General features: G+C 30.9%; 21 protein-coding genes. 8 read left to right on the top strand and 13 right to left on the bottom strand.

Annotated features, from left to right (window positions below):
- Positions 1–48 precede the first annotated feature (48 nt).
- Positions 49–858: a glutamate racemase gene (gene murI, locus FH779_RS09395; RefSeq protein ID WP_180904467.1), complete on the bottom strand. Its 810-nt coding sequence runs from the start codon at positions 856–858 to the stop codon at positions 49–51.
- Positions 859–875: 17 nt separating this feature from the next.
- Entirely contained in the window at positions 876–2,003 is a 1,128-nt protein-coding gene (gene hemW / locus FH779_RS09390; protein WP_180904466.1) for a radical SAM family heme chaperone HemW, read from the bottom strand.
- Between the two features lie 127 nt (positions 2,004–2,130).
- Here hemW and FH779_RS09385 point away from each other — a divergent pair, with 127 nt between their 5' ends.
- A complete protein-coding gene (locus FH779_RS09385; protein ID WP_038330556.1) occupies positions 2,131–2,322 on the top strand; it encodes a cold-shock protein in 192 nt (63 codons plus the stop codon).
- A 55-nt stretch (positions 2,323–2,377) separates the two neighbouring features.
- Here the strand turns inward: FH779_RS09385 and FH779_RS09380 are convergent, their stop codons facing one another.
- Positions 2,378–2,923: a hypothetical protein gene (locus FH779_RS09380; protein ID WP_180904465.1), complete on the bottom strand. Its 546-nt coding sequence runs from the start codon at positions 2,921–2,923 to the stop codon at positions 2,378–2,380.
- Between the two features lie 41 nt (positions 2,924–2,964).
- On the opposite strand from FH779_RS09380, the gene FH779_RS09375 reads away from it, so the two are divergent.
- The 3 genes from FH779_RS09375 to FH779_RS09365 are packed head-to-tail and all read left to right on the top strand — an operon-like array spanning position 2,965 to position 5,620.
- The gene (locus FH779_RS09375) at positions 2,965–3,297 is read left to right on the top strand and encodes an MGMT family protein (RefSeq protein WP_180904464.1); all 333 of its coding nucleotides are present in this window, start codon (positions 2,965–2,967) and stop codon (positions 3,295–3,297) included.
- Positions 3,298–3,355: 58 nt separating this feature from the next.
- Entirely contained in the window at positions 3,356–4,288 is a 933-nt protein-coding gene (locus FH779_RS09370; protein ID WP_180904463.1) for an ABC transporter ATP-binding protein, read from the top strand.
- Between the two features lie 12 nt (positions 4,289–4,300).
- Positions 4,301–5,620: an ABC transporter permease gene (locus FH779_RS09365; protein WP_180904462.1), complete on the top strand. Its 1,320-nt coding sequence runs from the start codon at positions 4,301–4,303 to the stop codon at positions 5,618–5,620.
- A 69-nt stretch (positions 5,621–5,689) separates the two neighbouring features.
- Here FH779_RS09365 and FH779_RS09360 read toward each other — a convergent pair whose 3' ends face one another.
- Positions 5,690–6,586 (bottom strand): SGNH/GDSL hydrolase family protein, encoded by an 897-nt coding sequence (locus FH779_RS09360; protein ID WP_180904461.1) that lies wholly within the window; start codon positions 6,584–6,586, stop codon positions 5,690–5,692.
- A 177-nt stretch (positions 6,587–6,763) separates the two neighbouring features.
- Here FH779_RS09360 and pepE point away from each other — a divergent pair, with 177 nt between their 5' ends.
- The 3 genes from pepE (at position 6,764) to FH779_RS09345 (ending at position 9,735) form a co-directional block, all read left to right on the top strand.
- Positions 6,764–7,486, top strand: a complete 723-nt coding sequence (pepE, locus tag FH779_RS09355; RefSeq protein ID WP_180904460.1) for a dipeptidase PepE — start codon at positions 6,764–6,766, stop codon at positions 7,484–7,486.
- Positions 7,487–7,549: 63 nt separating this feature from the next.
- Entirely contained in the window at positions 7,550–8,203 is a 654-nt protein-coding gene (locus tag FH779_RS09350; RefSeq protein ID WP_180904459.1) for an alpha/beta hydrolase family protein, read from the top strand.
- Positions 8,204–8,334: 131 nt separating this feature from the next.
- Entirely contained in the window at positions 8,335–9,735 is a 1,401-nt protein-coding gene (locus FH779_RS09345) for a hypothetical protein (RefSeq protein ID WP_180904458.1), read from the top strand.
- Between the two features lie 23 nt (positions 9,736–9,758).
- Here the strand turns inward: FH779_RS09345 and FH779_RS09340 are convergent, their stop codons facing one another.
- The 9 genes from FH779_RS09340 to FH779_RS09300 form a co-directional block, all read right to left on the bottom strand.
- Positions 9,759–10,229, bottom strand: coding sequence for a hypothetical protein (locus FH779_RS09340; protein ID WP_180904457.1), 471 nt, complete (start codon positions 10,227–10,229; stop codon positions 9,759–9,761).
- A gap of 428 nt (positions 10,230–10,657) precedes the next feature.
- Positions 10,658–12,292, bottom strand: a complete 1,635-nt coding sequence (locus FH779_RS09335; protein WP_180904456.1) for a S8 family peptidase — start codon at positions 12,290–12,292, stop codon at positions 10,658–10,660.
- Between the two features lie 123 nt (positions 12,293–12,415).
- Positions 12,416–14,017 (bottom strand): S8 family serine peptidase, encoded by a 1,602-nt coding sequence (locus FH779_RS09330; RefSeq protein WP_180904455.1) that lies wholly within the window; start codon positions 14,015–14,017, stop codon positions 12,416–12,418.
- Positions 14,018–14,021: 4 nt separating this feature from the next.
- Complete coding sequence (locus tag FH779_RS09325) at positions 14,022–14,627, bottom strand: WbqC family protein (RefSeq protein WP_180904454.1); 606 nt, start codon at positions 14,625–14,627, stop codon at positions 14,022–14,024.
- A 99-nt stretch (positions 14,628–14,726) separates the two neighbouring features.
- The gene (gene lepB, locus FH779_RS09320; RefSeq protein ID WP_180904453.1) at positions 14,727–16,289 is read right to left on the bottom strand and encodes a signal peptidase I; all 1,563 of its coding nucleotides are present in this window, start codon (positions 16,287–16,289) and stop codon (positions 14,727–14,729) included.
- 26 nt (positions 16,290–16,315) lie between these two features.
- A complete protein-coding gene (gene dapB, locus FH779_RS09315; RefSeq protein WP_180904452.1) occupies positions 16,316–17,020 on the bottom strand; it encodes a 4-hydroxy-tetrahydrodipicolinate reductase in 705 nt (234 codons plus the stop codon).
- 9 nt (positions 17,021–17,029) lie between these two features.
- Positions 17,030–17,608, bottom strand: a complete 579-nt coding sequence (locus FH779_RS09310) for a DUF5683 domain-containing protein (RefSeq protein ID WP_180904451.1) — start codon at positions 17,606–17,608, stop codon at positions 17,030–17,032.
- Complete coding sequence (locus FH779_RS09305) at positions 17,598–18,488, bottom strand: ParB/RepB/Spo0J family partition protein (RefSeq protein WP_038330580.1); 891 nt, start codon at positions 18,486–18,488, stop codon at positions 17,598–17,600. The genes FH779_RS09310 and FH779_RS09305 overlap by 11 nt, the downstream gene beginning before the upstream one ends.
- Before the next feature lie 5 nt (positions 18,489–18,493).
- Positions 18,494–19,267, bottom strand: coding sequence for a ParA family protein (locus FH779_RS09300; RefSeq protein ID WP_038330582.1), 774 nt, complete (start codon positions 19,265–19,267; stop codon positions 18,494–18,496).
- A gap of 415 nt (positions 19,268–19,682) precedes the next feature.
- Here FH779_RS09300 and FH779_RS09295 point away from each other — a divergent pair, with 415 nt between their 5' ends.
- Positions 19,683–21,065 (top strand): type III PLP-dependent enzyme domain-containing protein, encoded by a 1,383-nt coding sequence (locus tag FH779_RS09295; RefSeq protein WP_180904450.1) that lies wholly within the window; start codon positions 19,683–19,685, stop codon positions 21,063–21,065.
- Positions 21,066–21,076: the final 11 nt, after the last annotated feature.

The following is a 21,076-nucleotide window of genomic DNA, read 5'->3' as shown; positions in this document are numbered from 1 at the left end:
TGTTTGTTCGTAATATTTTATAAAAAAACCGACAAATAATGGTCGGTTCTATTTCGTTTCTAAATTTTTCTCAATTAATTGAATATCTTTTCCAAAGAATTTTTTTGCAACTTTTATAATATTATCCGTATTGTTAGAAATATAAAATGTATAGTTTGCAACAGCATCTTTAGCAGCCAATTTTCCTTCTTTTGCTAATTGATAAATCACTTGATTCACGACAATTAAAGGCGAATTTACAATATCAACTTTTCCTTCAAACACTTGATTGATTTCTTTTTCTAGATGTGTATAATGTGTACATCCCAAAATAATCGAATCAATTCCTTCTAATTTTTTGTTCAACAAATAAGTTTCTAAAACTGCTTTAGAAATCGTCGAATTTGTAAAACCTTCTTCGATAACAGGAACTAGGAGCGGAGTTGCCATTTCAATAACCGTAATATGTTTATTCCGACGACGAATAGCCTTTTTGTAAGCGCCCGAATTTACAGTTGCTTTTGTTGCAATAACACCTATTTTTTCTCTTAATTCGAACGAAACTTTCTCCGCAACTGGCGAAATAACATCGATAACAGGAACATCTTTTCCTGCGGCTTCTCTAATTTCTTTCAACGAATTAGCTGTTGCGGAATTACATGCAACTAAAATCGCTTTACAATTATTGTCTATTAAAAAATTAGTAATGTCTACCGAAAATTGTGTAATCGCTTCTTTCGATTTTTCTCCGTAAGGCAAATTTTGAGTATCGCCAAAATAGATCAAACTTTCGTTTGGTAGCAGACGTTTTATTTCTTTTGCAAACGTCAAACCGCCAACTCCAGAGTCGAAAACACCAATTGGTCTGTTATCATTCATATCGCAAATTTAACAAATTAATCGATGTAAAATAATCTTGAAGCAATTCCGTCTGCGAAAAATTTTGCTTCGGGTTTCAAAATAATTCTATTTTCTTTCTTTTCGACTAAATTTTCGTTAATTAATTGATTGAGTTCTTGATAAAAAGAATTCACTAAAGGTTGAGAAAATTCTGAATTAATTCGATTTAAATCTATTCCATAAATTGTTCTCAATCCAATCATTATCATTTCATTAAATTGTTCTACTTCATTTAAAACTTCAATTTCTTGAGGTAGCTTATTTTCGTTGATAGTTTGTATATATTTTGAATTATTTGCAATGTTCCAAGCTCGAGTTTTTCCGTTATAAGAATGTGCAGAAGGTCCAATTCCTAAATAATGAATTCCTTTCCAATAATTAGAATTGTGCAAAGAAAAATAGTTTTCTTTTCCGAAATTGGAGATTTCGTATTGAATAAAATTATTCGAAGTTAAAGTGTCTACTAAAAGTTGAAATTGTTCGTTTTGACGATCTTCATCAACTGGTTTAGTGATTCCTTTTTTGATTTGATGATCTAAAATTGTTTTTTCTTCGACTGTTAAGGCATAAGAAGAAATATGTGGAACATTTAGCGCAATTGCTTTTTGCAAATTTTGTTTCCACACTTCGTTAGTTGTGGTTGTAGAACCATAAATCAAATCAATAGTGATATTTTCGAAACCAAAATCTTGCGCCAATTTTATAGAAGTTTCAGCTTCTTGTGCGTTATGTGCTCGATTCATTAATTTCAAATCTTCTTCAAAAAATGATTGAACACCAATCGAAAAACGATTAATCGGAGTTGATTTCAAGAAATTAAGTTTTTCTTTGTTCAGATCATCAGGATTCGCTTCTAGTGTAATTTCTTTTAAATTTTTGGTCGAATAATTTTTATAAATCGTTTCGAAAATACTTTCTAACTCAATTTCGTTTAGGATAGAAGGTGTTCCTCCTCCAAAATAAATCGTTTCTAAAGGTGTAGAAATTTCATTTTTTCTGATCTCAAGTTCTTTATTAATTGCTTGAATTAAATTTGATTTATGTTGAAGATTAGTCGAAAAATGAAAGTCGCAATAGCTACATTTTTGTTTACAAAACGGGATATGAATATAAATTCCTGCCAAAATATTATGATTTGAGACAAAATTATAATGAAATTATAGCCTAAAAAAATTGTTATAAAAAAAAACTAAAAATTAATATTGGTTTTGTAAATAAATCTTATATCTTTATCAACGAAAATAAAATACTATGAATAAAGGAACTGTAAAATTCTTTAATGAAGAAAAAGGATACGGATTTATTAAAGATGACGAATCAGGAAAAGAGTACTTCGTACACGTTTCTGGTTTAACAGACAAAGTAGCTCAAAACGATAAAGTATCTTTTGACTTAGAACAAGGAAAAAAAGGCATCAACGCCGTTAATGTGAAAGTAATCTAATTAATATATTATCTCAACATATTTCTTGTAAGCGACCTGTTTAGGTCGCTTTTTTTTATTCCTTAATTTCGTCGCTATTTTGATAAAACTCTGCATCACGAAGCAATTCATTCACGAAATGATACAATCTTCCCAATTGATATTTTGCCAAATAATGACCATATAAACTAGCTAAATAAGTACCTAAAGCCATCAATAATGCAATAGGAATACTCCAAATCCATACACTATTTCCCTGTACAATATATTCGGAAACCGCATAAGAGCCTAAAGTGATAAAAATAGCTCCACTCAAACCATACAAAAATGCGAAAAATGTCCAAACATTAGAAGGCGGACCAATAATTCCTCTTACAACCAAATAATCAGGATGATCATCATCTTCTTCAATTCTGATTTGCAATTGCGGATGCCAATATTTATCCTTGTCTTTTCTGACACGAATCATTGCAACTTCCTGATTCGCATAACCTCCGTATTCGGTAGAATTAGTTTCAAGATGTTTTTTGATTAAATCAATAAATTCTTGTTTTGATAAATGTGTAAAAACCTTAAATCGTGGTCGGCTTAAAAGAGATTTAATTGGAACTTTTTGGCTCATATTCTATTACTTTCTTTAAATTTACAATAAATCTTTAGATTATGACAAAAATCATTTCTGATACTTATGAGAAAATTTATGAAATAGTTCGTCAAATTCCCGAAGGACGTGTTTCTACTTATGGATTGATTGCAAAATATATAGGAGAAAAATTTTCGGCTCGTGTTGTTGGTTATGCAATGAATCATGTACATAATAGAGAAGACGTTCCTGCGCACCGTGTTGTAAACAGAAATGGTTTGTTAACTGGAAAACATCATTTTAATCCTTCGAGTTTGATGCAACAATTGTTAGAAAATGAAGGTGTGGAGATTATAAATGATAAAGTGATTAATTTTAAAGAAATTGTATGGGATCCGAATGAATCTCATTAAAATCTGTAACAAAATTTACTTTCTTCTTACTAATTTTACAAATCAAATGATATAGAAAATGGAATTTTTATTGCAAGCTCAAGGCTTAACAAGAAAATATAAAGATAAAGTTGCGCTTAATAATTTTAGTATCAATATTCCACAAGGTTCTATTTATGGACTTTTGGGACCAAATGGTGCTGGAAAAACGACTTTTATTCGTATTGTCAATCAAATTACAGCGCCAGATAGCGGTACAATTTTGTTGAATGGAGAACCTTTGACGAAAAAATCAATCGGGCAAGTTGGTTATATGCCAGAAGAACGTGGTTTGTACAAGAATATGAAAGTTGGAGAACAGGCACTGTATTTTGCAAAACTGAAAGGTCTTTCTTCTGCGGAAGCCAGAAAACGTACCGAATATTGGTTCGAGAAACTTGATATGATGTCTTGGTGGAATAAGAAATTGAGCGAGTTGTCGAAAGGAATGGGACAAAAAGTTCAGTTTGTGATTACAGTTATTCACAATCCTTCTTTACTGATTTTCGATGAACCTTTTAGTGGTTTTGATCCTGTAAATGCACAAATTATTGCGAATGAAATTCTTGAATTAAGAGACAAAGGAACAACAATTATTTTCTCAACACATCGTATGGAATCTGTTGAAGAAATGTGTGATCATGTGGCATTGATTAATCAATCGAATAAAGTGTTAGATGGAACGATTGAAGAAGTTAGAAATCAATTTAAGACAGGAAAGTTTTCGATTCAATTGAATGAAATTCCTGCTGATTCTCTTCAAAATTTAGCCAATGAATTTGAGATTTCGGATGTACGAAACATTAATCAACGAACTGAATTTAATTTATTGTATAATAAAGAAACACCAACCAATGTGATTTTAGATAAATTGATGCAAGTTGGACAAGTTCATCAATTCAAAGAGATTATTCCTTCGATGAATGATGTGTTTTTGGAAGCCGTTAAACAAAGTTCAATTCCTAATCTTTAAGCTAATTTTCAAATGAAAAATATATTTTTAGTTGCACAACGCGAGTTCTTTTCTCAAGTAAAAAACAAAGCGTTTATTGTTATGACTTTTCTTTCGCCTTTGTTGATTGTTGGAGCAGGAGCTGTGATTTTCTTTTTGAGTTCTGCAAATAATTCCGAAGTGAAAAACATTGCAATTGTAGATGAAAGTACAGAGTTTGTAACCTCGTTTAAATCGACTAAACAAATGATGTTCAGTATTTACACGCCTCAAGAATTGCAATCAATTAAGGACACGTTGAAAGGAAGCGAATATTTGAATGCGATTCTTCATATTCCAAAAAATACAGATGGAAATTATGAAAATATTGAGAAAAATACAGAATTAATTACAAATGGAAATCTTGGAATTACTGATCGAGAAAAACTTTCGAGAACAATTAGTGATAAGATTGAAAAAGAAAAACAAGCAAAATCTGGTATTGATAAAGCTGCTTTAGAAGCTTCTAAGGCTCGCGTTAACCTGAATGTTTTCAATGTTACAGACGGAAAAGAAGATAAAGGAATGGAGTTGAAAATCGGATTATCGATGTTTTTAACTTACATTATTTTCATGTTTGTAATGATTTATGGCGTAAAAGTTATGCGTTCGGTTGTTGAAGAAAAGAATAATCGCGTGGTCGAAATTATCATTTCTTCTGTAAAACCTTTCGAATTGATGATGGGTAAAATTTTAGGAACAACAATGGTTGCAGTGACTCAATTTGCAATATGGATTGGGATGACAATGGGGTTATTGATTTTATTTCCAGCAATTGCAGCGTCGAGAATGGATATGTCACAACAAATGATGAATCAAGCACAATTAGCGGAGACTAATCCAGATATGATGCAGAAAGTAACAGAAATTAGCGAAGTGTTGTTGACGTTTAATTATCCGTTAATAATTTTTGCTTTTATTGCTTATTTTATCTTAGGATATTTGTTCTACAGCTCTGTTTTTGCGGCAATTGGTTCTGCTGTTGACAATGATACTGATACACAACAATTCACATATTTTCCTTTAGTTCCGATGATGATTGGACTTTATGGAAGTATGACAACTTTCGAAAATCCTGATGGTCCAGTTGCTTTTTGGTTATCAATGATTCCATTGACTTCACCTATATCAATGATTACTCGAATTCCTTTTGATGTTCCGATTTGGCAATTAGCTTTATCCTTATTTTTGCTGTTAATAAGTACAATATTTATGGTTTATATTGCTGGAAAAATCTATAGAATTGGGATTTTAATTTATGGTAAAAAACCAACTGTAAAAGAAATGATGAAATGGATTTCTTATAAAAACTAATTTCACACAACTTATAAACCCAAAAAGAGCTTGATTTATCAAGCTCTTTTTTGATCATAGATATTCGATTTATTTTGTAATCAACGCAAATGTTTTATTCATAATAGAGTCCACCTTCAACGTTAACTTATCTGCACCTTTTGCATTTAAATGATCTGAATTTTTGAAATCTTTTTTACTGAAATTTTCATTATTAATAAAATAATTGATGAAAATGACATTATTATATTTCGATAATCGATTAATATTATTTTTTAAATTGAAATATTGAGGTGTTTTTATAACATAATTTTTATACAAATTAGTTGTAGGAGTAGCCAATAGAACAACTTTTATATCATTTGATTTTGCTTGTTTTATAATTTGTTCTAAATCATGATAATGTGTTTTTATAATATGTTGTACTTGAGTTGAATTCAAATTTGCACGATGTCTTTCAAACGTTTTTTTAGCATAAATACTATCATTCCAACTTGGTTCGTATCGCTTATTTATATATCCATTAATATCTATTGTCAAATTATTTTTATCCTCAATCCAATAATCTTTTATTCGATTATAATCAATATCAATAGGTTCTGAAAAAATTTCGTAATTAAGATTTAAATCGTTATTATTAATATCAATATTCCAATAAATTGAATAATATTTTAACTTTTTTTGATTAAAATCATTCAATTGTTTTGTAAATGAAAAATACGAAATGGGAATAATAATGGTTTTTAAATTGGGTAAATATTTTCGATTTTGTTCAAAAATTTTGTAATCTAAATCCAATGATTGGGCAGAATGTGCAGCATTAAAAGTTTTATTTTTAAATAATTTTGGATTCAATCCCGTAAAAGTATGCGAACTCCCAAGAATCAAAGTTTCTATTTCACTTCCATTTTCTTTTAAATAATCAGCTTTGTATTTGTAATCGTTCGGAATTTTGCGAAGGGTTTGTTCTATTCCAATTATTAGCATAATAACAACTATGAATAAAGGTATAATGAAGCGTACTATTTTTTTCATGAAGATTTAGAAATCTTGAAATTCCATTTTTTAGAATTGTACAAAAGTAAAGTAATTTGGTATAATTTTTTGTCAATTTTTCACCTACTTTCTTATTTTAAACTTACTTTTGAGTTAAAATTCGATAACATGATAAATCCAAATGATAGACTATTAGTGATAAGTACGAGTACTATTCACGGTTTTAGTTTTTTAGAATATATAAAAGATGAAATCAAAGAATTTATTCAATCTGATGAAATCATTTTTGTTCCCTATGCGCGTCCTTCGGGAATTTCGTACGATGATTATACGCAAAATGTAAAAGATGCTTTGCAAACGGTTGGAATTTCTGTAAAAGGTTTGCATACTTTCGAGAATAAAAAAGAAGCAATTTTGCATGCTAAAGCGATTTTTATTGGTGGAGGAAATACATTTTTATTGCTAAAAACGTTGTATGAACTTGGTTTGATAGAAGAATTGAGAAGCGTTGTACATAATGGAACACCATATATTGGAACGAGTGCAGGAAGTAATTTGACAGGTTTAACAATTGGAACAACAAATGATATGCCGATTGTTTATCCACCAAGTTTTGATGCGTTACAATTTTTACCTTTTAATATTAATCCGCATTATTTGGATCCTGATCCTAATTCTACGCACAAAGGAGAAACAAGAGAAACGCGTATCAATGAATTTCACAAGTTTAATCATCAAGTTGTAGTTGGATTGAGAGAAGGAAGTTGGCTTCGTGTAGAAAATGGAGTGGTGGAGTTGAAAGGAAAATTATCTGCCCGAATTTTTAGACAAAATGAACAACCAATTGAGTTTGAATCTGGTATTTTAGAGGAAAAAGTTTATAGAATATAGAAAAACCCTTCACTTTTCAGTGAAGGGTTTTTTGGTTATATTTGATTGATTTAAAATTGAATAATGAAATATTTGTTGATTCTCATAATTGGTTTAATGAGTTGTTCGCAACATAAAATATCTAAAAGTGTAAAGGACAAAGATTATATCTTTTTTCTCCATAATAAATATTTAGAAACACATAACGATGGTGATTATGATACAGTTTATAAAACTAAAATTGAATATTCTAAAGTTTTGAATTCATTCAGGAATGACGGATTTATTGTGATTAGCGAGAAAAGAAAGCCAAAAACAGACGGAATAATATATGCAAAAAAGGTTGTTAATCAAATTGATAGTTTGATTAATATAGGAGTTGAACCTAATCATATTACGGTTGTAGGAACTTCCAAAGGTGGTTATATTGCGCAATATATATCAACTTTTAAAAATAATCCTCAAATCAACTATGTATTTATTGGTTCGTTTCAAGAAAGTGATTTAGAAGAAATGCCTGACATAAATTTTTCTGGAAACGTTTTAACTATTTACGAAAAGTCTGATGTTTATGGTATTTCTGCTATAAAACGAAAAGAAAATTCAACCAATAAAATCAATCATTTCAAAGAAATTGAATTAAATAATGGCTTAAAGCATGGTTTTCTTTATAAAGCTCTTGATGAATGGATTGAACCAAGTAAAAAATGGGCGAGAAGAAATTATGATTTTAAATAAATAATTCATTAATAATTTACAAAGTAAAAATAGTACGATATTATCTTTTTTAACTATTTATAATTATTAAAATACAATTATTTGAAAAAAAGGCATATGGATTGATAGAGAGAGAAAAACAATCTACACCTATGCTTACCAAATTATACCCTTTTTACATTTTTTTGTTTGGTTTTAACTTTCTTTATGGACAACAAACAAGTTGTGATGTAACCAATCCAAGCCCTATTGATAATTATGTTTTTCCTGCAAATAAGAGAGTTTGTTTTACGGAAAACACGACTTTTAATGATGTGAAATTAGAAGATGGTGCAATAATACATATAGCACCAAACACTAAATTAATTTTTAATACCAATCTATCAACTACTACAGGTTTCAAAAATGGATTTGAGATTGAAGGTTCATTAGAATTTAATAATAATCCGAACTTTTCTTCCGATTTGGATATTAATATCTCAACGACAGGTACTTTAAGTAATCAATCTGGAATTACAATTCGTAATAATGCGACAAATCTTATTAATAATGGAACTGTAGATATCAGAAGTACCTTAAATTTTGGTTCTCCTACAGCAATTAATTACATCGAAAATAACAAAGAAATGAAGGTGGTTCGATTTAATTTGAGCGAAGGTAATAATACATTTTTGAACAAAGGGCGAATTGATGTTTCGAATACAATAGATAATAATGCGACAACTTTAATGGTGAATTGTGGCGAAATTTATTCATTATCAAGTTTTAATATGGGAGGTTCGCGTATTGTTAATACTGGAACAGTAACAATAGAAGGAGGAAATAGTGATTTGAGTGGAACAAGCCGAATTGAAAATTATGGAACATTTATTTTTAATAATGGAATAAATGGCAACACACAAGCGAGTATATACAATGCAGGTTTGGTAAAATTGAGTACAGTCAATATGAATGGAATGTCATTAGAAGGACCAAAAAATAATTCGAGCAAAGGATATTTTTATACAAGACAACCTTTAAATCCAAATGGTTCTAAAGTTGGTCCAAATCTTAACTTTACAAAATATGATTCTTATAATCCTGATCAAAAAAGTTATAATCAAGGTGAAAATTATGTTTTTAGTAATTTACCCAATTATGTAGATGCAAATGGAACAATTGTTAATTCAACTGTTGCCAATGTTACTTTTGATTGTGAATCGGCAGGAAATTGTAGTGCTCCAATGATAGCGCAATTAAAGAAATGTGCGGACAAAAATGGGGACTTTACTACAGAATGCGTCAAAATAGCCAATACATCATCTGTCGGAGATCCGAGTAAAATTGGGATAAGCACATACAAAAATAATAATGTAAATTGGCCTTCAAATATTCCAAATGGTGCAATTGTTTTGTCTTCTAAAGAAAAAGGATTCGTAATTAGTAGAGTTCTCAATACGGATCAAATTAAAACACCAGTAGAAGGAATGTTGATATATGACCAAACAGATTTATGTATTAAGTTGTACAATGGGACGACTTGGCATTGTATTGAACGAAGTTGTAATGAATAAAAAAATGATTTGAAATCTCAAATCTATTTCCAAAAATTCCAAACTTTACCATCATAAATGCAAATCGTTCTTGATTTTGTATCGTAACAAATCATGCCTGGATACGGAGATTTTACATTACTTACAGGATCATTAATACGTGGTAAAATCAATGATTTGTCATCCGACTCTAAGACCAAAACTCCTTTTGCATTAGACGTTTCAGAGCCTAAAATTACACCATCTCCTAAGTCATCAGATGGATTTGAAATTATATCAGATAAATTTCCTTCATATGAAAGATTTTTCCATTGATTGTTCTCAAAAACTTTTACTCTTTTATCAGATTGGTCTAAAATAAAAGTTCCATTTGTAGCATTTATAGGAGCTTGATCGTTCGCTGGTAAGATGATTCCGTTCGTATATCCATCTTCAAACTGCATTAATGTAGATTCAGAAAGTTGGACATTATTCTGATTATTTGCAATAATTAATTGCGCATTAACATTATTCATTGAAAAAATGAATAGGCTAACATAAATATATTTCTGCATGGTAGTATAGAATAAATATTTTAATGTTTTGTTTTAAGTTTATGAATTAAGTTGTTTTATATCAAATTGTTAAAAAATAAATTCTATTCGTAATTAAGATATTTAAAATGAAATCAATCGATAAATGATAAATACTTACATATTTTACTTAAAACTGTAGCTAAATTATTAATACATTATGTAACAATATATTATGAGAAGTGTTAAACTTTAAGTTAAAAATCAATCATTTATAACTGATTAACATAAAAATAGAAAGAGTTGAAAAAGAGTTTTAATTCAATTTGAACAAGAAATATCTTATACAAAAAAAGGTTAGACTCTAAAAATAGAATCTAACCCAAGTTTATTTTTGTTACTTAAATACTATAAAAAATAGTGATACTTTCTTATTTCAATTTTTTAGCAACATACATTTTTTCTGCTAATTGAACAGCTTTGTACGCATCAACGACACCGCCTGTTACAGAAATATCTGTTAAAGCAGGATTTTTATTGACAGATTCTAACAAAATTTGTTTGATATCTGTTGCAGTTAATTTGGGATAATGAGCCCAAACCAGAGCCGCAACTCCTGCTACAACTGGGGAAGCCATAGAAGTTCCACTTTCGTTTTTGTATTCCCCATCTTTATTAGGAACAGTAGAATATATTTCATTTCCTGGCGCAAAAACGTCTACAGACTTTTTACCAAAATTAGAGAAACTTGCTCTTAAATTGTTATTATCCATTGTGTTTGCTCCAACTGTAATTACGTTTTTAGAAACTTCTGCGCCTTTGTTATCATAAACAGTAGGGAAGTGAATTTCGTCATCAATATTTACGTTTTCATTTCCTGCAGCTTTAATCAATAAAAGACCTTTTTTCTCAGCATATTTAAATGCATCCCAAACAATTTGTTTATCTGGAGAATAAGCTTTTCCAAAAGACATGTTCAAGATTTTTGCTCCATTATCTGCAGCATAACGAATGGCATTTGCAACGTCTTTATCGCGTTCGTCACCATTTGGAACTGTACGAACTGACATGATTTTTACATAACCATTTCCTGCGATTCCATCCATTCCAATTCCGTTACCAGATTTTGCCGCAATAATTCCAGAAACGTGCGTTCCGTGCATAGAATCAGGACCGTCTACATCATTATTTCCGTAAAAACGTTCTGATTTATCAGCATAATTATCACCAACAATTGGACGAGGATCTAATTCTGTATTCAAGTTAATTTCAACTTGTTCTTTGTAATATTTTGTTCCTTCTGAAATTTCATTTCCAACTTCTGTTAAGAAATCTTTCATCGATTTTCCTTCCCAAGCTTCTTTCGGAACCATACCAAAAATAATCATCCCTTGTTGTGCCTCTTTAGAAGCAGGTTTAAAAGACATCATATTTTTTTCATTCAAATCTTTTTCGCCCCATTCTTTAATCAAAGCAGGAAATGCAACAGAGAAAATATCATTCATCTGTACATATTGCGCTGCATTTTGTTTTGCTTCGGCTAATTTATTTTCGAACTCAGGTTTTATTTTTTGATATTCTTCAAATTCTTTTGGGAATTTCGTTTTGTTTGAAGCAGCATCTTTACTTTTTTCGAATAAATCGCGGTATTTTACAAAAAGACGTGTTAACTCTAATGTATCTCCATCAACATTTTTACCATCTTTTCCTCCGATAAAATTCCAACCGTGAATATCATCTATATAACCATTTTTATCATCGTCAATTCCATTCCCAGCAATTTCTTTGCTATTTGTCCAAATATTATCTTTTAAATCTGGATGAGTAATCTCAACTCCAGAATCTAAAACACCAACAATTAACTGTGATGGTTTACGTTTTTTTGATTCTAAAAATTGTAACGCTTTTTGAGTATTAACACCATAAACACCACTTTCTTCGAAAGATTCGTGTTGCCAATATTTTTGATCAACTTTAGGTAAAGGTAGAGCAGTTGTCGTTTCTTGTGCGAACGATGTCACACCAACAAACATGGCAACTGATATACTTAATAAGAATTTTTTCATAATTGATTTTATCTATATGTCGAGAAACAACCGAAATTGTTACATCTAAAATTATCCCGAGTTTAAACGCAAAAAAGGCTCCAAAATTTGAAGCCTTTTTATAATGTTGTGTTAAATTTAAAATTATTTCAACTTACGTTGTTTGTAAATTTCTTCAGCTTTTTTTACAGCTTTGTAAGAATCTACAACACCTCCAGCAACAGAAATATCTTTTAATTGCTCGTTTTTATTTACTGTTTCCATTAAAATAGTACGAATATCTTCTGCCGTTAATTTTGGATAATGTGACCAAACTAACGCTGCAACACCAGCAACAGCAGGTGAGGCCATAGAAGTTCCGTTTAAGAAGCGATATTGATCAACCCCTGGATATGTTGCATAGATCTCTTGTCCTGGTCCAAAAACATCTACCGATTTTTTACCATAGTTTGAGAAACGAGCTTTTAAGGCATTTGGATCTTTAGTAGAAGCACCAACTGTAAGGACAGATTTAGAAACTGTATTTCCATTTCTGAAATTAGTTGGATAATGTACATGAACATCAATGTCTTCGTTGCTATTTCCTGCCGCTTTAACGATTAAAACACCTTTATCAGAAGCATATTTGAATGCATCCCAAACTAAATCTGCATCAGGAGAATAAGGTTTTCCGAAAGACATGTTCAAGATTTTTGCTCCATTGTCAACTGCGTAATAAATAGCATTTGCAACATCTTTATCGCGCTCATCTCCATTTGGAACTGTACGAACAGACATAATTTTCACATTATTTCCTCCTGTTGTTCCTTCAGAACCGATATTATTTCCTCTTACAGCACCGATAATTCCAGCAACGTGAGTTCCGTGAGAAGACTCAGGTCCGTTAGAATCTCCGTTTCCATAAAAACGCTCTTTCTTATCATTTGGATTGTCAACATCTTTACGATCAACCAAATCTAAATTTAAGTGAGAAGATAAAGCATCTCCCTTCGCAGCACGACGAGCAGCTCCTAAATAGGTATTCGAAACTTCTTTCATCGTTTTCCCAACCCATTGCTCTTCTTTCAATTCACCAAAAATCCATAAAGCTTCTAAGATTTGAGAATCTGTTGGTTGGTAATTTTTTAAAATATCTTTAGTTAATTTAGTATCTCCAAATTCAAGAACCATTTTATTTACACCACCTTCAACTGCATTCAATTTAGATTGAGCAACTTGTTGGTTATATTTTGCTTTTCCTACAGCGCTTAAATATTCTTTTTCAATTTTTTGAAATTCAGCATATTCAGTAGGATTTTTTACAATAGCTTCATGATTTTTCTTTTGATCGAAAGTTGCGTATTTAGATGATAAAGCTTTGTAAACACGTGTTAATTCAGTGGTATCATCATTGTAATTGATTCCTTTTGCTGTTCCTAAAAAAGACCATCCATGTACGTCATCAATGTAACCATTTTTGTCATCATCGATTCCGTTTCCTGGAATTTCTTTTGGATTTGACCACATATTTGCTTTCAAATCTTCGTGGAAATTTTCAACACCACTGTCTAAAACTCCTACAATAATTGTATTAGCTTTTCTTTTGTTGTCTTTTAAGAATTGTAAAGCTTGATCAGTATTTACACCATAAACACCTGTTTGTTCTACACCTGCATGATACCATTTTTCTTTTGGTACCTCTGTTGTTTGTGCTTGAGCAAACCCTAATGTAAAGGCAAATCCTAAAGCAATAAATAATTTTCTCATGTTGTTATTTTATTAAGTTTTTTAAATATACTGCGGCACTTGGTCCTTCGCTAAAAAGTAAATCTAAGATACTCAAACCTTCTATAAACTCAAATTTATCATCAAAAACTTGTGCATATTCTGGTAAGTTATATTGAGGTGCTTTTTTAGCAGAAAATTGATTTCTGAAATCATTTTCAGGATTCAGATCTTGATAGGTTTCAGTTTTAGAAATCTCCAAATCTAAGCTTAATTTCTTGTTGATGAAATCAATTGTTTTTAGATTAAAATCTAAAAGAAATTTCTCTTTTTGTTCTAAAATTGGAATAATTTCATCTTCATAATATTCAAAATATGGAGAACTTTGATAAGCTGATTTTAACGATTTGATGTGTTCTTTTTGCCAATCATATTCATAAGAAGGTTGCAAATCTTTGAACAAACGTGTTCCGTTGTGTAAAATTGGAATATTCAACATTAATTTACCATTTGCGCCCAAAATATACATGCGGTTACGGTAAGTTTGCTTTTGAAAATTTTCTTGAACTTCGATATCCAAAGTTTGGCTTTTTACCATTTCTGCATAGTAATCAATCGGTCCAAAATAAAAAGCTGCAAACGTATTTTTCATTCTATTATTTTATATGGAAATGTGCATTACAAGTAGCTTATAATGCACATTTATAGTGTTGTTAATTTTATAATTTAGAGGATTTTATCGCTCTTTTTATTAATATTTGTTTTTCTTCTTCTCTTTACGAGCTTTTACAATATCGTATCCAATCCAACCAATTAAGGCAATTAAAACATAAATTCCGTACGAAGTTTTGTCTGGATTATCATTATTGATTGATGTAAAGAAACGGTTCCAAATAAATTTCTTAGGAGCAGCAGGCTCGAACATTCCGTTCATATTTGCCCAAATCATAATTGGACGACCAATGATGTGATCTTCTCCAACATATCCAAAGAAACGCGCATCTAACGATTGATTTCTATTATCTCCCATCATGAAGTAATAGTTTTGTTTGATTTCGTATTTATTTGTTTTTTGATCGTTAATGTACACATCAAACTTACCATTCGCAGAATCTACACGCAAACTATTGTGCTCGTATTTACGAATTACATTGATGTATTGTGCTAAGGTTTCTTTGTTTACATCAACTACATCACCTTTTTTCGGAATATATAAAGGTCCATATTGATCTGTATTCCACGTTTTGTTTACAGGGAAAATCGTATTTGTACTATCAATTTTTCCATTTACAATGTGCTCTGTTTTTTCACCAACTGGTTGTAAAATTGGTTCAACAGAAACTACATTTGCATTAGATTTCATTGCTGTAACATGAGCATCAGTCAAAGCAGCAAATTGATAAATAAATGTTCCGTCAGCTTGTTTTGCAGCGTTATAATCAGTACTAATAATTCCGAAATTATCGTATAATAATTTATCGCTGAAAGGAGATTTTACAATAACTGTATACGCATGTTGAACTTGTGCATCTTTTTTCGGAATGAATTTTTTATCATTTACATATAAAACTCCATTACGAACTTGAATCGTTTCACCTGGTAAACCTACCAAACGTTTTACATACGCATCTTTACGATCGATAGCAGAATAAACAGAATCTGTAGGATAGTTGAAGACAACAATATCGTTCGATTTTAAATCTCTCCAACCTGGAAGACGCATATAAGGCAAACGCGCTTTGTCGATAAAACCATCACGGTAAATGAACTCAGAAAATGGAATTCCGATCGGCGTCATAGGAACGCGCGCTCCGTGACTTACTTTTTCTACAAATAAAGCATCACCAATTTTGATTGTATTTTCCATTGATCCTGTAGGAACAATCATTGGTTGAATAAACCAGTTATGAACCAAAGTTGCCAAAACAAGGGCAAAAATTAAGGAAGAAACAAATGTTGGTTTGCGTTTTTCTGGTCCTAAATATTTTGGATTATCAGAATAATTAACTGCAAAAATGTATAAACCTAAAGTCAAAACCATAATGACTTTGTCTTTTGTTTCAATTTTTCCGTAAGAATCTCCTAAATCAACAAAGAATACTAACCAAAAAATAGGACCAACAATTGGCAAATAAAATAGAATAATCCACCATTTTGGACGATGAATAATTTCTAAACCTTTCCAGATATTTAGAAAAGGAATATAAGCTTGAATTGCTTGCTTTCCAGCATTTTTATATAATTTCCAAGTTGCAGCTCCAAAGATTATATTGGCAATAATAAAACCAATTAACCAGTAAATTAGTACATGCATAAGTTTTTGATATTTAGTATTTTAATTTAGTTTAGTTCAAGTACATCTTTCATTGTGAAAACACCTTGTTTATTACAAATCCATTCCGCAGCAATCACGGCACCTAAGGCAAAACCTTTGCGAGAATGCGCAGTATGAGAAATCTCAATAGTGTCTACATCAGAGTTATATTGTACGATATGTGTTCCGGGAACATCCTCGATTCTTTTTGCTTCAACTGGAATAATGTCTTTTGCTTTTTCGTCCATCGACCAAGAATTATATGTTGAATTGTCAATAATTCCTTCGGCAATTGTAATCGCTGTTCCAGAAGGTGCATCAAGTTTTTGTGTATGATGAATTTCTTCTAGATTAATTTGGTATTCGTTACGATATTTATTCATCATTCGAGCTAAAATAGAATTTAATTCGAAGAATAAATTAACGCCCAAACTAAAGTTAGAAGCATATAAAAAAGCGGTGTTATTTGAAATTGCTAAATGATTAATTTCTTCTTGTTTATCTAACCATCCTGTTGTTCCACAAATTGTTGCGATTTTATTTTCAAGTAATACTTTAAGGTTGTCGTAAGCGAATTCTGGTCTCGAAAATTCTATTGCAACTTCAACATTATTTAATTCTTCCGCAAGTGGAGTACGAGATATTTTAAGTACAACTTCGTGTCCGCGTTGAATTAAAATTTCTTCAATGGCTTTTCCCATTTTTCCGTATCCTATTAATGCAATTTTCATCTGTAATTTCTAAAATTTTAAGTTAAATGCCAATCCTAAAACTGGCTCTAATGTCATTTCATCTTGAATGACTGTTGGTTTGAATGACATTTCTGTGTCATTACGAACTGTGAATAAATGCGCATCTACTGTTGCATCTACAATATTTAATAAATAAGCTAATGCAGTTAAAGCGACACTATAATCGCGTTTTCGTTTGTAATCATCTTGAATAACTGCCAATTGCTCTGCAGATAAAATTCCTGTGAATTCGTTTGGTGTTCCTTCTCTTACCGCAATATAAGCTTTTCGGTATTTTTTGTACAAATTATTGTAATAAATCGTAAAACCTGTTCCTGTACCTACTAAACCAAGCGCAATAGGTGCTTTTAACCATTTTTTGTTATACAATTGTCCAGCACCAGGTAAAATAGCCGAATACAAAGAGGCTCTAATTGGACTTTTCTCCATTAATGCTTCTTTAGTTACGCTCATTGTATCGTTTACAATAACATTATTTTCGACAACGACTAAAGAATCCGTTTTAACTTGACCGAAAGCAAACGTCGAAGAGATCGTTAATCCAAGTAAGAATGCTTTAATTCTCATTTAAAAATTTTCTTAATCGTTCAAACTCATCATCAGAAGTAAAATTCAAAATTATTTTACCTTTTCCATTATTTGCACGTTTTATTTCAACTTTCGTATTCAATGAATTTGAAATAGAACTTAATGCTTCTTTGTACTGAGAAGGTAATTCATTTGTTGCTTTTTTCTCAGGTTTACCTTCTTTTATCGATTTGATTAAACGTTCTGTATCGCGAACAGATAAATTGTTTTTGACAATTTTTTCGTAAATATCAAATTGTAAATCAGTATCATCAATAGCCATTAAAGCGCGACCGTGTCCCATTGAAATCATTCCGTCACGAATTCCTGTTTGGATAATCGGATCTAATTTCAATAAACGCAAATAATTGGTAATAGACGTTCTGTCTTTTCCAACACGTTTACTTAATTCTTCTTGCGTTAACTTGATTTCATCAATCAATTGTTGGTAAGAAAGTGCAATTTCGATCGCATCTAAATCTTGACGCTGAATATTTTCGACTAATGCCATTTCCAGCATTTCTTGGTCATTTGCTAAACGCACATAAGCCGGAATTGTTTTTTTACCAGCTAATTGCGAAGCGCGAAAACGTCTTTCACCAGAAATCAATTCATATTCACCTGTTGGTTTTTTACGAATCGTAATTGGTTGAATAACGCCTAATGTTTGAATAGACGAAACCAATTCCTCTAAAGCTTTTTTATCGAAATTCGTTCGTGGTTGCCAAGGATTCGCGGTGATTTTTTCTAAATCTATTTCCAAAATATTTCCAACCAATTTTTTAGCACCTTCATCTTGTGCAGTTTTTACAGTTGGTTCATCCTTTAATAGAGCAGATAATCCACGTCCCAAGCGATTATTTTTATTTGGCTTTGCCATTTTATTTAAACTGTATCGTTGTTGTTAATTAAAAATTCACGCGCTAAATTTAAGTAATTTTCTGCACCTTTACTTGCTGCGTCGTACTGAATAATTGTTTCGCCAAAACTTGGTGCTTCTGACAAACGTACATTTCGAGTAATAATTGTTTTGAAAACCATTTGCGGAAAATGATTGTTCACTTCGTCTAAAACCTGATTAGAAAGGCGTAAGCGAGAATCATACATCGTTAACAATAAACCTTCGATATCCAGTTCCTTGTTGTGATGTTGTTGAATTCCTTTTATCGTATTTAATAATTTACCTAAACCTTCTAACGCAAAATATTCGCACTGAATAGGAATAATCACAGAATCAGCAGCTGTAAGCGCGTTCAAAGTAATCAAGCCAAGTGAAGGCGCGCAATCTATAATAATATAATCATATTGATCTTTGATTTCTGACAACGCGTTTTTTAACATGTATTCGCGGTTCTCGTAATCTACAATCTCAATCTCGGCAGCAACTAAATCTAAATGAGCAGGCATCAAGTCTAGGTTTGGCGATTCTGATTGTAAAATAGCTTTGCTTGCAAGTACTTCATTTTCCAATACTTCATAGGTTCCTGCTTCGATTTCATCCAAATCAAAACCCAAACCAGATGTTGCATTTGCTTGCGGATCTGCGTCAATTAATAAAACTTTTTTCTCTAAAACACCTAATGAAGCGGCAAGGTTTAACGAAGTTGTCGTTTTACCAACACCACCTTTTTGGTTAGCAATAGCAATAATTTTACCCATAATTTACGTTCAAAACGATTTCAAAAATACAATATTTAACCTTGCTAAACCTTAAAGAAAAAATAAATTTTTGAATAATTGTTGAATATTTGTTTTACATCATAAAACATCAGTTCTGTAAAGCTAAATTTTAATATTATTTTATCTTTTTAACAGAATTAAAAAACTTATATTTGCGACAAGTATTTTTATAATTTTTTTAATAAAAAAAGTTGATGAGTTTTAACCTTTTATTCGAAAGCGTTGAGAATAGAAAGAGCTTTAACGCAGTAGTTTTAATGAATAGAAACGAATTTAAGAATTATTCTTTCCCCTTATTGCTTCGCAATGTATATTATGCGATACGTCTGTAATACCCTAATTTTTTTGCAAAATTTTTAGAATTATTAAACACACGTAACATTTATAAAGCATAATGAAAACTAAATACATAGATTTAATCACGCAATCATTTGACTTTCCACAAGATGAATTTGAATTAGATGGAGAGTACTTAAAATTTAATGGAATTGACCTAAAAGCTTTGGTCGAAGAACATGGAACACCATTAAAATTCACATATTTGCCTAAAATTTCGCAAAACATTCAGAAAGCGAAAGGTTGGTTCGAAAAAGCGCGTGAAGAGTTAAACTATGAGGGAACTTACAATTATTGTTATTGTACAAAAAGTTCTCACTTTCGTCACATTTTAGGTGAAGCATTAAAAAACGATATTCACATTGAGACATCTTCTGCATTTGACATTAATATTGTCGAAAATTTGATTGGAGAAGGTTTGATTACAGACGATCAGTATGTTGTTTGTAACGGTTTCAAACGTGAGGAGTATGTAGAAAACATTGCTCGTTTGGTAAATAGCGGACATCGTAAAACAATCACAGTGATTGATAATTACGAAGAAGTTGATCTGTTTTCGGAAGCGATAGAAGGCGATTTTGAAATCGGAATTCGTATTGCATCGGAAGAAGAACCGAAATTTGAGTTTTATACCTCTCGTTTAGGAATTGGATACAAGGATATTGTACCGTTTTATCAAACAATGGTAAAACCAAATGAACGCATTAAATTGAAAATGCTTCATTTCTTCATTAATACAGGTATTAAAGATAATTCGTATTATTGGAATGAGTTGACAAAATGTTTGAGAGTTTATGTAAACCTTAAAAAAGTTTGTCCAGAATTAGATAGTTTGAATATTGGTGGTGGATTCCCAATCAAAAATTCGTTGAATTTCGAATACGATTACGAATACATGGCGAAAGAAATCTTGTTGCAAATTAAAATGATTTGTGATGAAGAAGGAATTCCTGTTCCAAACATTTTTACAGAATTTGGTTCGTTTACAGTAGGAGAAAGTGGAGGAGTAGTCTACAAAATTCTTTATCAAAAGAAACAAAATGATAAGGAATATTGGGATATGATCGATTCTTCTTTTATGACAACTTTGCCAGATGCTTGGGCAATTTCGAAACGATTTGTCATGTTGCCAATTAACCGTTGGTACGATAAGTATGAGCGTGTATTATTAGGAGGTTTAACGTGTGATTCTGATGATTATTACAATTCAGAACAACATGTAAATGCCATTTATCTTCCGAAATATGATCAAGCAAAACCATTGTACATTGGTTTCTTTAATACAGGAGCATATCAAGATAATATTAGTGGATTTGGTGGAATTAATCACTGTTTGATTCCTCAACCTAAATATATTTTGATTGACGAAAATTATGAAGCAAAAGTATATTCTGAAGAGCAAACGCATCAAGATGTGTTGAATACTTTGGGGTACAAATAATTAAATTTTAA

Origin of the sequence: Empedobacter falsenii (assembly GCF_013488205.1) — a bacterium.
Lineage (GTDB): Bacteria > Bacteroidota > Bacteroidia > Flavobacteriales > Weeksellaceae > Empedobacter > Empedobacter falsenii_C.
The sequence above is the reverse complement of the archived record's forward strand: the minus strand, read 5'-3'. Positions and strand labels throughout refer to the sequence as shown.

Coding starts and splice junctions, on each gene's coding strand:
- dapB (WP_180904452.1), bottom strand. CDS start 17,020: ATGAAAATTGCATTAATAGGATACGGAAAAATGGGAAAAGCCATTGAA.
- FH779_RS09300 (WP_038330582.1), bottom strand. CDS start 19,267: ATGGGTAAAATTATTGCTATTGCTAACCAAAAAGGTGGTGTTGGTAAA.
- FH779_RS09350 (WP_180904459.1), top strand. CDS start 7,550: ATGAAATATTTGTTGATTCTCATAATTGGTTTAATGAGTTGTTCGCAA.
- FH779_RS09340 (WP_180904457.1), bottom strand. CDS start 10,229: ATGAATAATGTTAATGCGCAATTAATTATTGCAAATAATCAGAATAAT.
- FH779_RS09345 (WP_180904458.1), top strand. CDS start 8,335: ATGCTTACCAAATTATACCCTTTTTACATTTTTTTGTTTGGTTTTAAC.
- FH779_RS09310 (WP_180904451.1), bottom strand. CDS start 17,608: ATGAGAATTAAAGCATTCTTACTTGGATTAACGATCTCTTCGACGTTT.
- FH779_RS09385 (WP_038330556.1), top strand. CDS start 2,131: ATGAATAAAGGAACTGTAAAATTCTTTAATGAAGAAAAAGGATACGGA.
- FH779_RS09375 (WP_180904464.1), top strand. CDS start 2,965: ATGACAAAAATCATTTCTGATACTTATGAGAAAATTTATGAAATAGTT.
- FH779_RS09370 (WP_180904463.1), top strand. CDS start 3,356: ATGGAATTTTTATTGCAAGCTCAAGGCTTAACAAGAAAATATAAAGAT.
- FH779_RS09360 (WP_180904461.1), bottom strand. CDS start 6,586: ATGCTAATAATTGGAATAGAACAAACCCTTCGCAAAATTCCGAACGAT.
- FH779_RS09335 (WP_180904456.1), bottom strand. CDS start 12,292: ATGAAAAAATTCTTATTAAGTATATCAGTTGCCATGTTTGTTGGTGTG.
- FH779_RS09365 (WP_180904462.1), top strand. CDS start 4,301: ATGAAAAATATATTTTTAGTTGCACAACGCGAGTTCTTTTCTCAAGTA.
- FH779_RS09330 (WP_180904455.1), bottom strand. CDS start 14,017: ATGAGAAAATTATTTATTGCTTTAGGATTTGCCTTTACATTAGGGTTT.
- FH779_RS09295 (WP_180904450.1), top strand. CDS start 19,683: ATGAAAACTAAATACATAGATTTAATCACGCAATCATTTGACTTTCCA.
- lepB (WP_180904453.1), bottom strand. CDS start 16,289: ATGCATGTACTAATTTACTGGTTAATTGGTTTTATTATTGCCAATATA.
- FH779_RS09325 (WP_180904454.1), bottom strand. CDS start 14,627: ATGAAAAATACGTTTGCAGCTTTTTATTTTGGACCGATTGATTACTAT.
- murI (WP_180904467.1), bottom strand. CDS start 858: ATGAATGATAACAGACCAATTGGTGTTTTCGACTCTGGAGTTGGCGGT.
- pepE (WP_180904460.1), top strand. CDS start 6,764: ATGATAAATCCAAATGATAGACTATTAGTGATAAGTACGAGTACTATT.
- FH779_RS09380 (WP_180904465.1), bottom strand. CDS start 2,923: ATGAGCCAAAAAGTTCCAATTAAATCTCTTTTAAGCCGACCACGATTT.
- FH779_RS09305 (WP_038330580.1), bottom strand. CDS start 18,488: ATGGCAAAGCCAAATAAAAATAATCGCTTGGGACGTGGATTATCTGCT.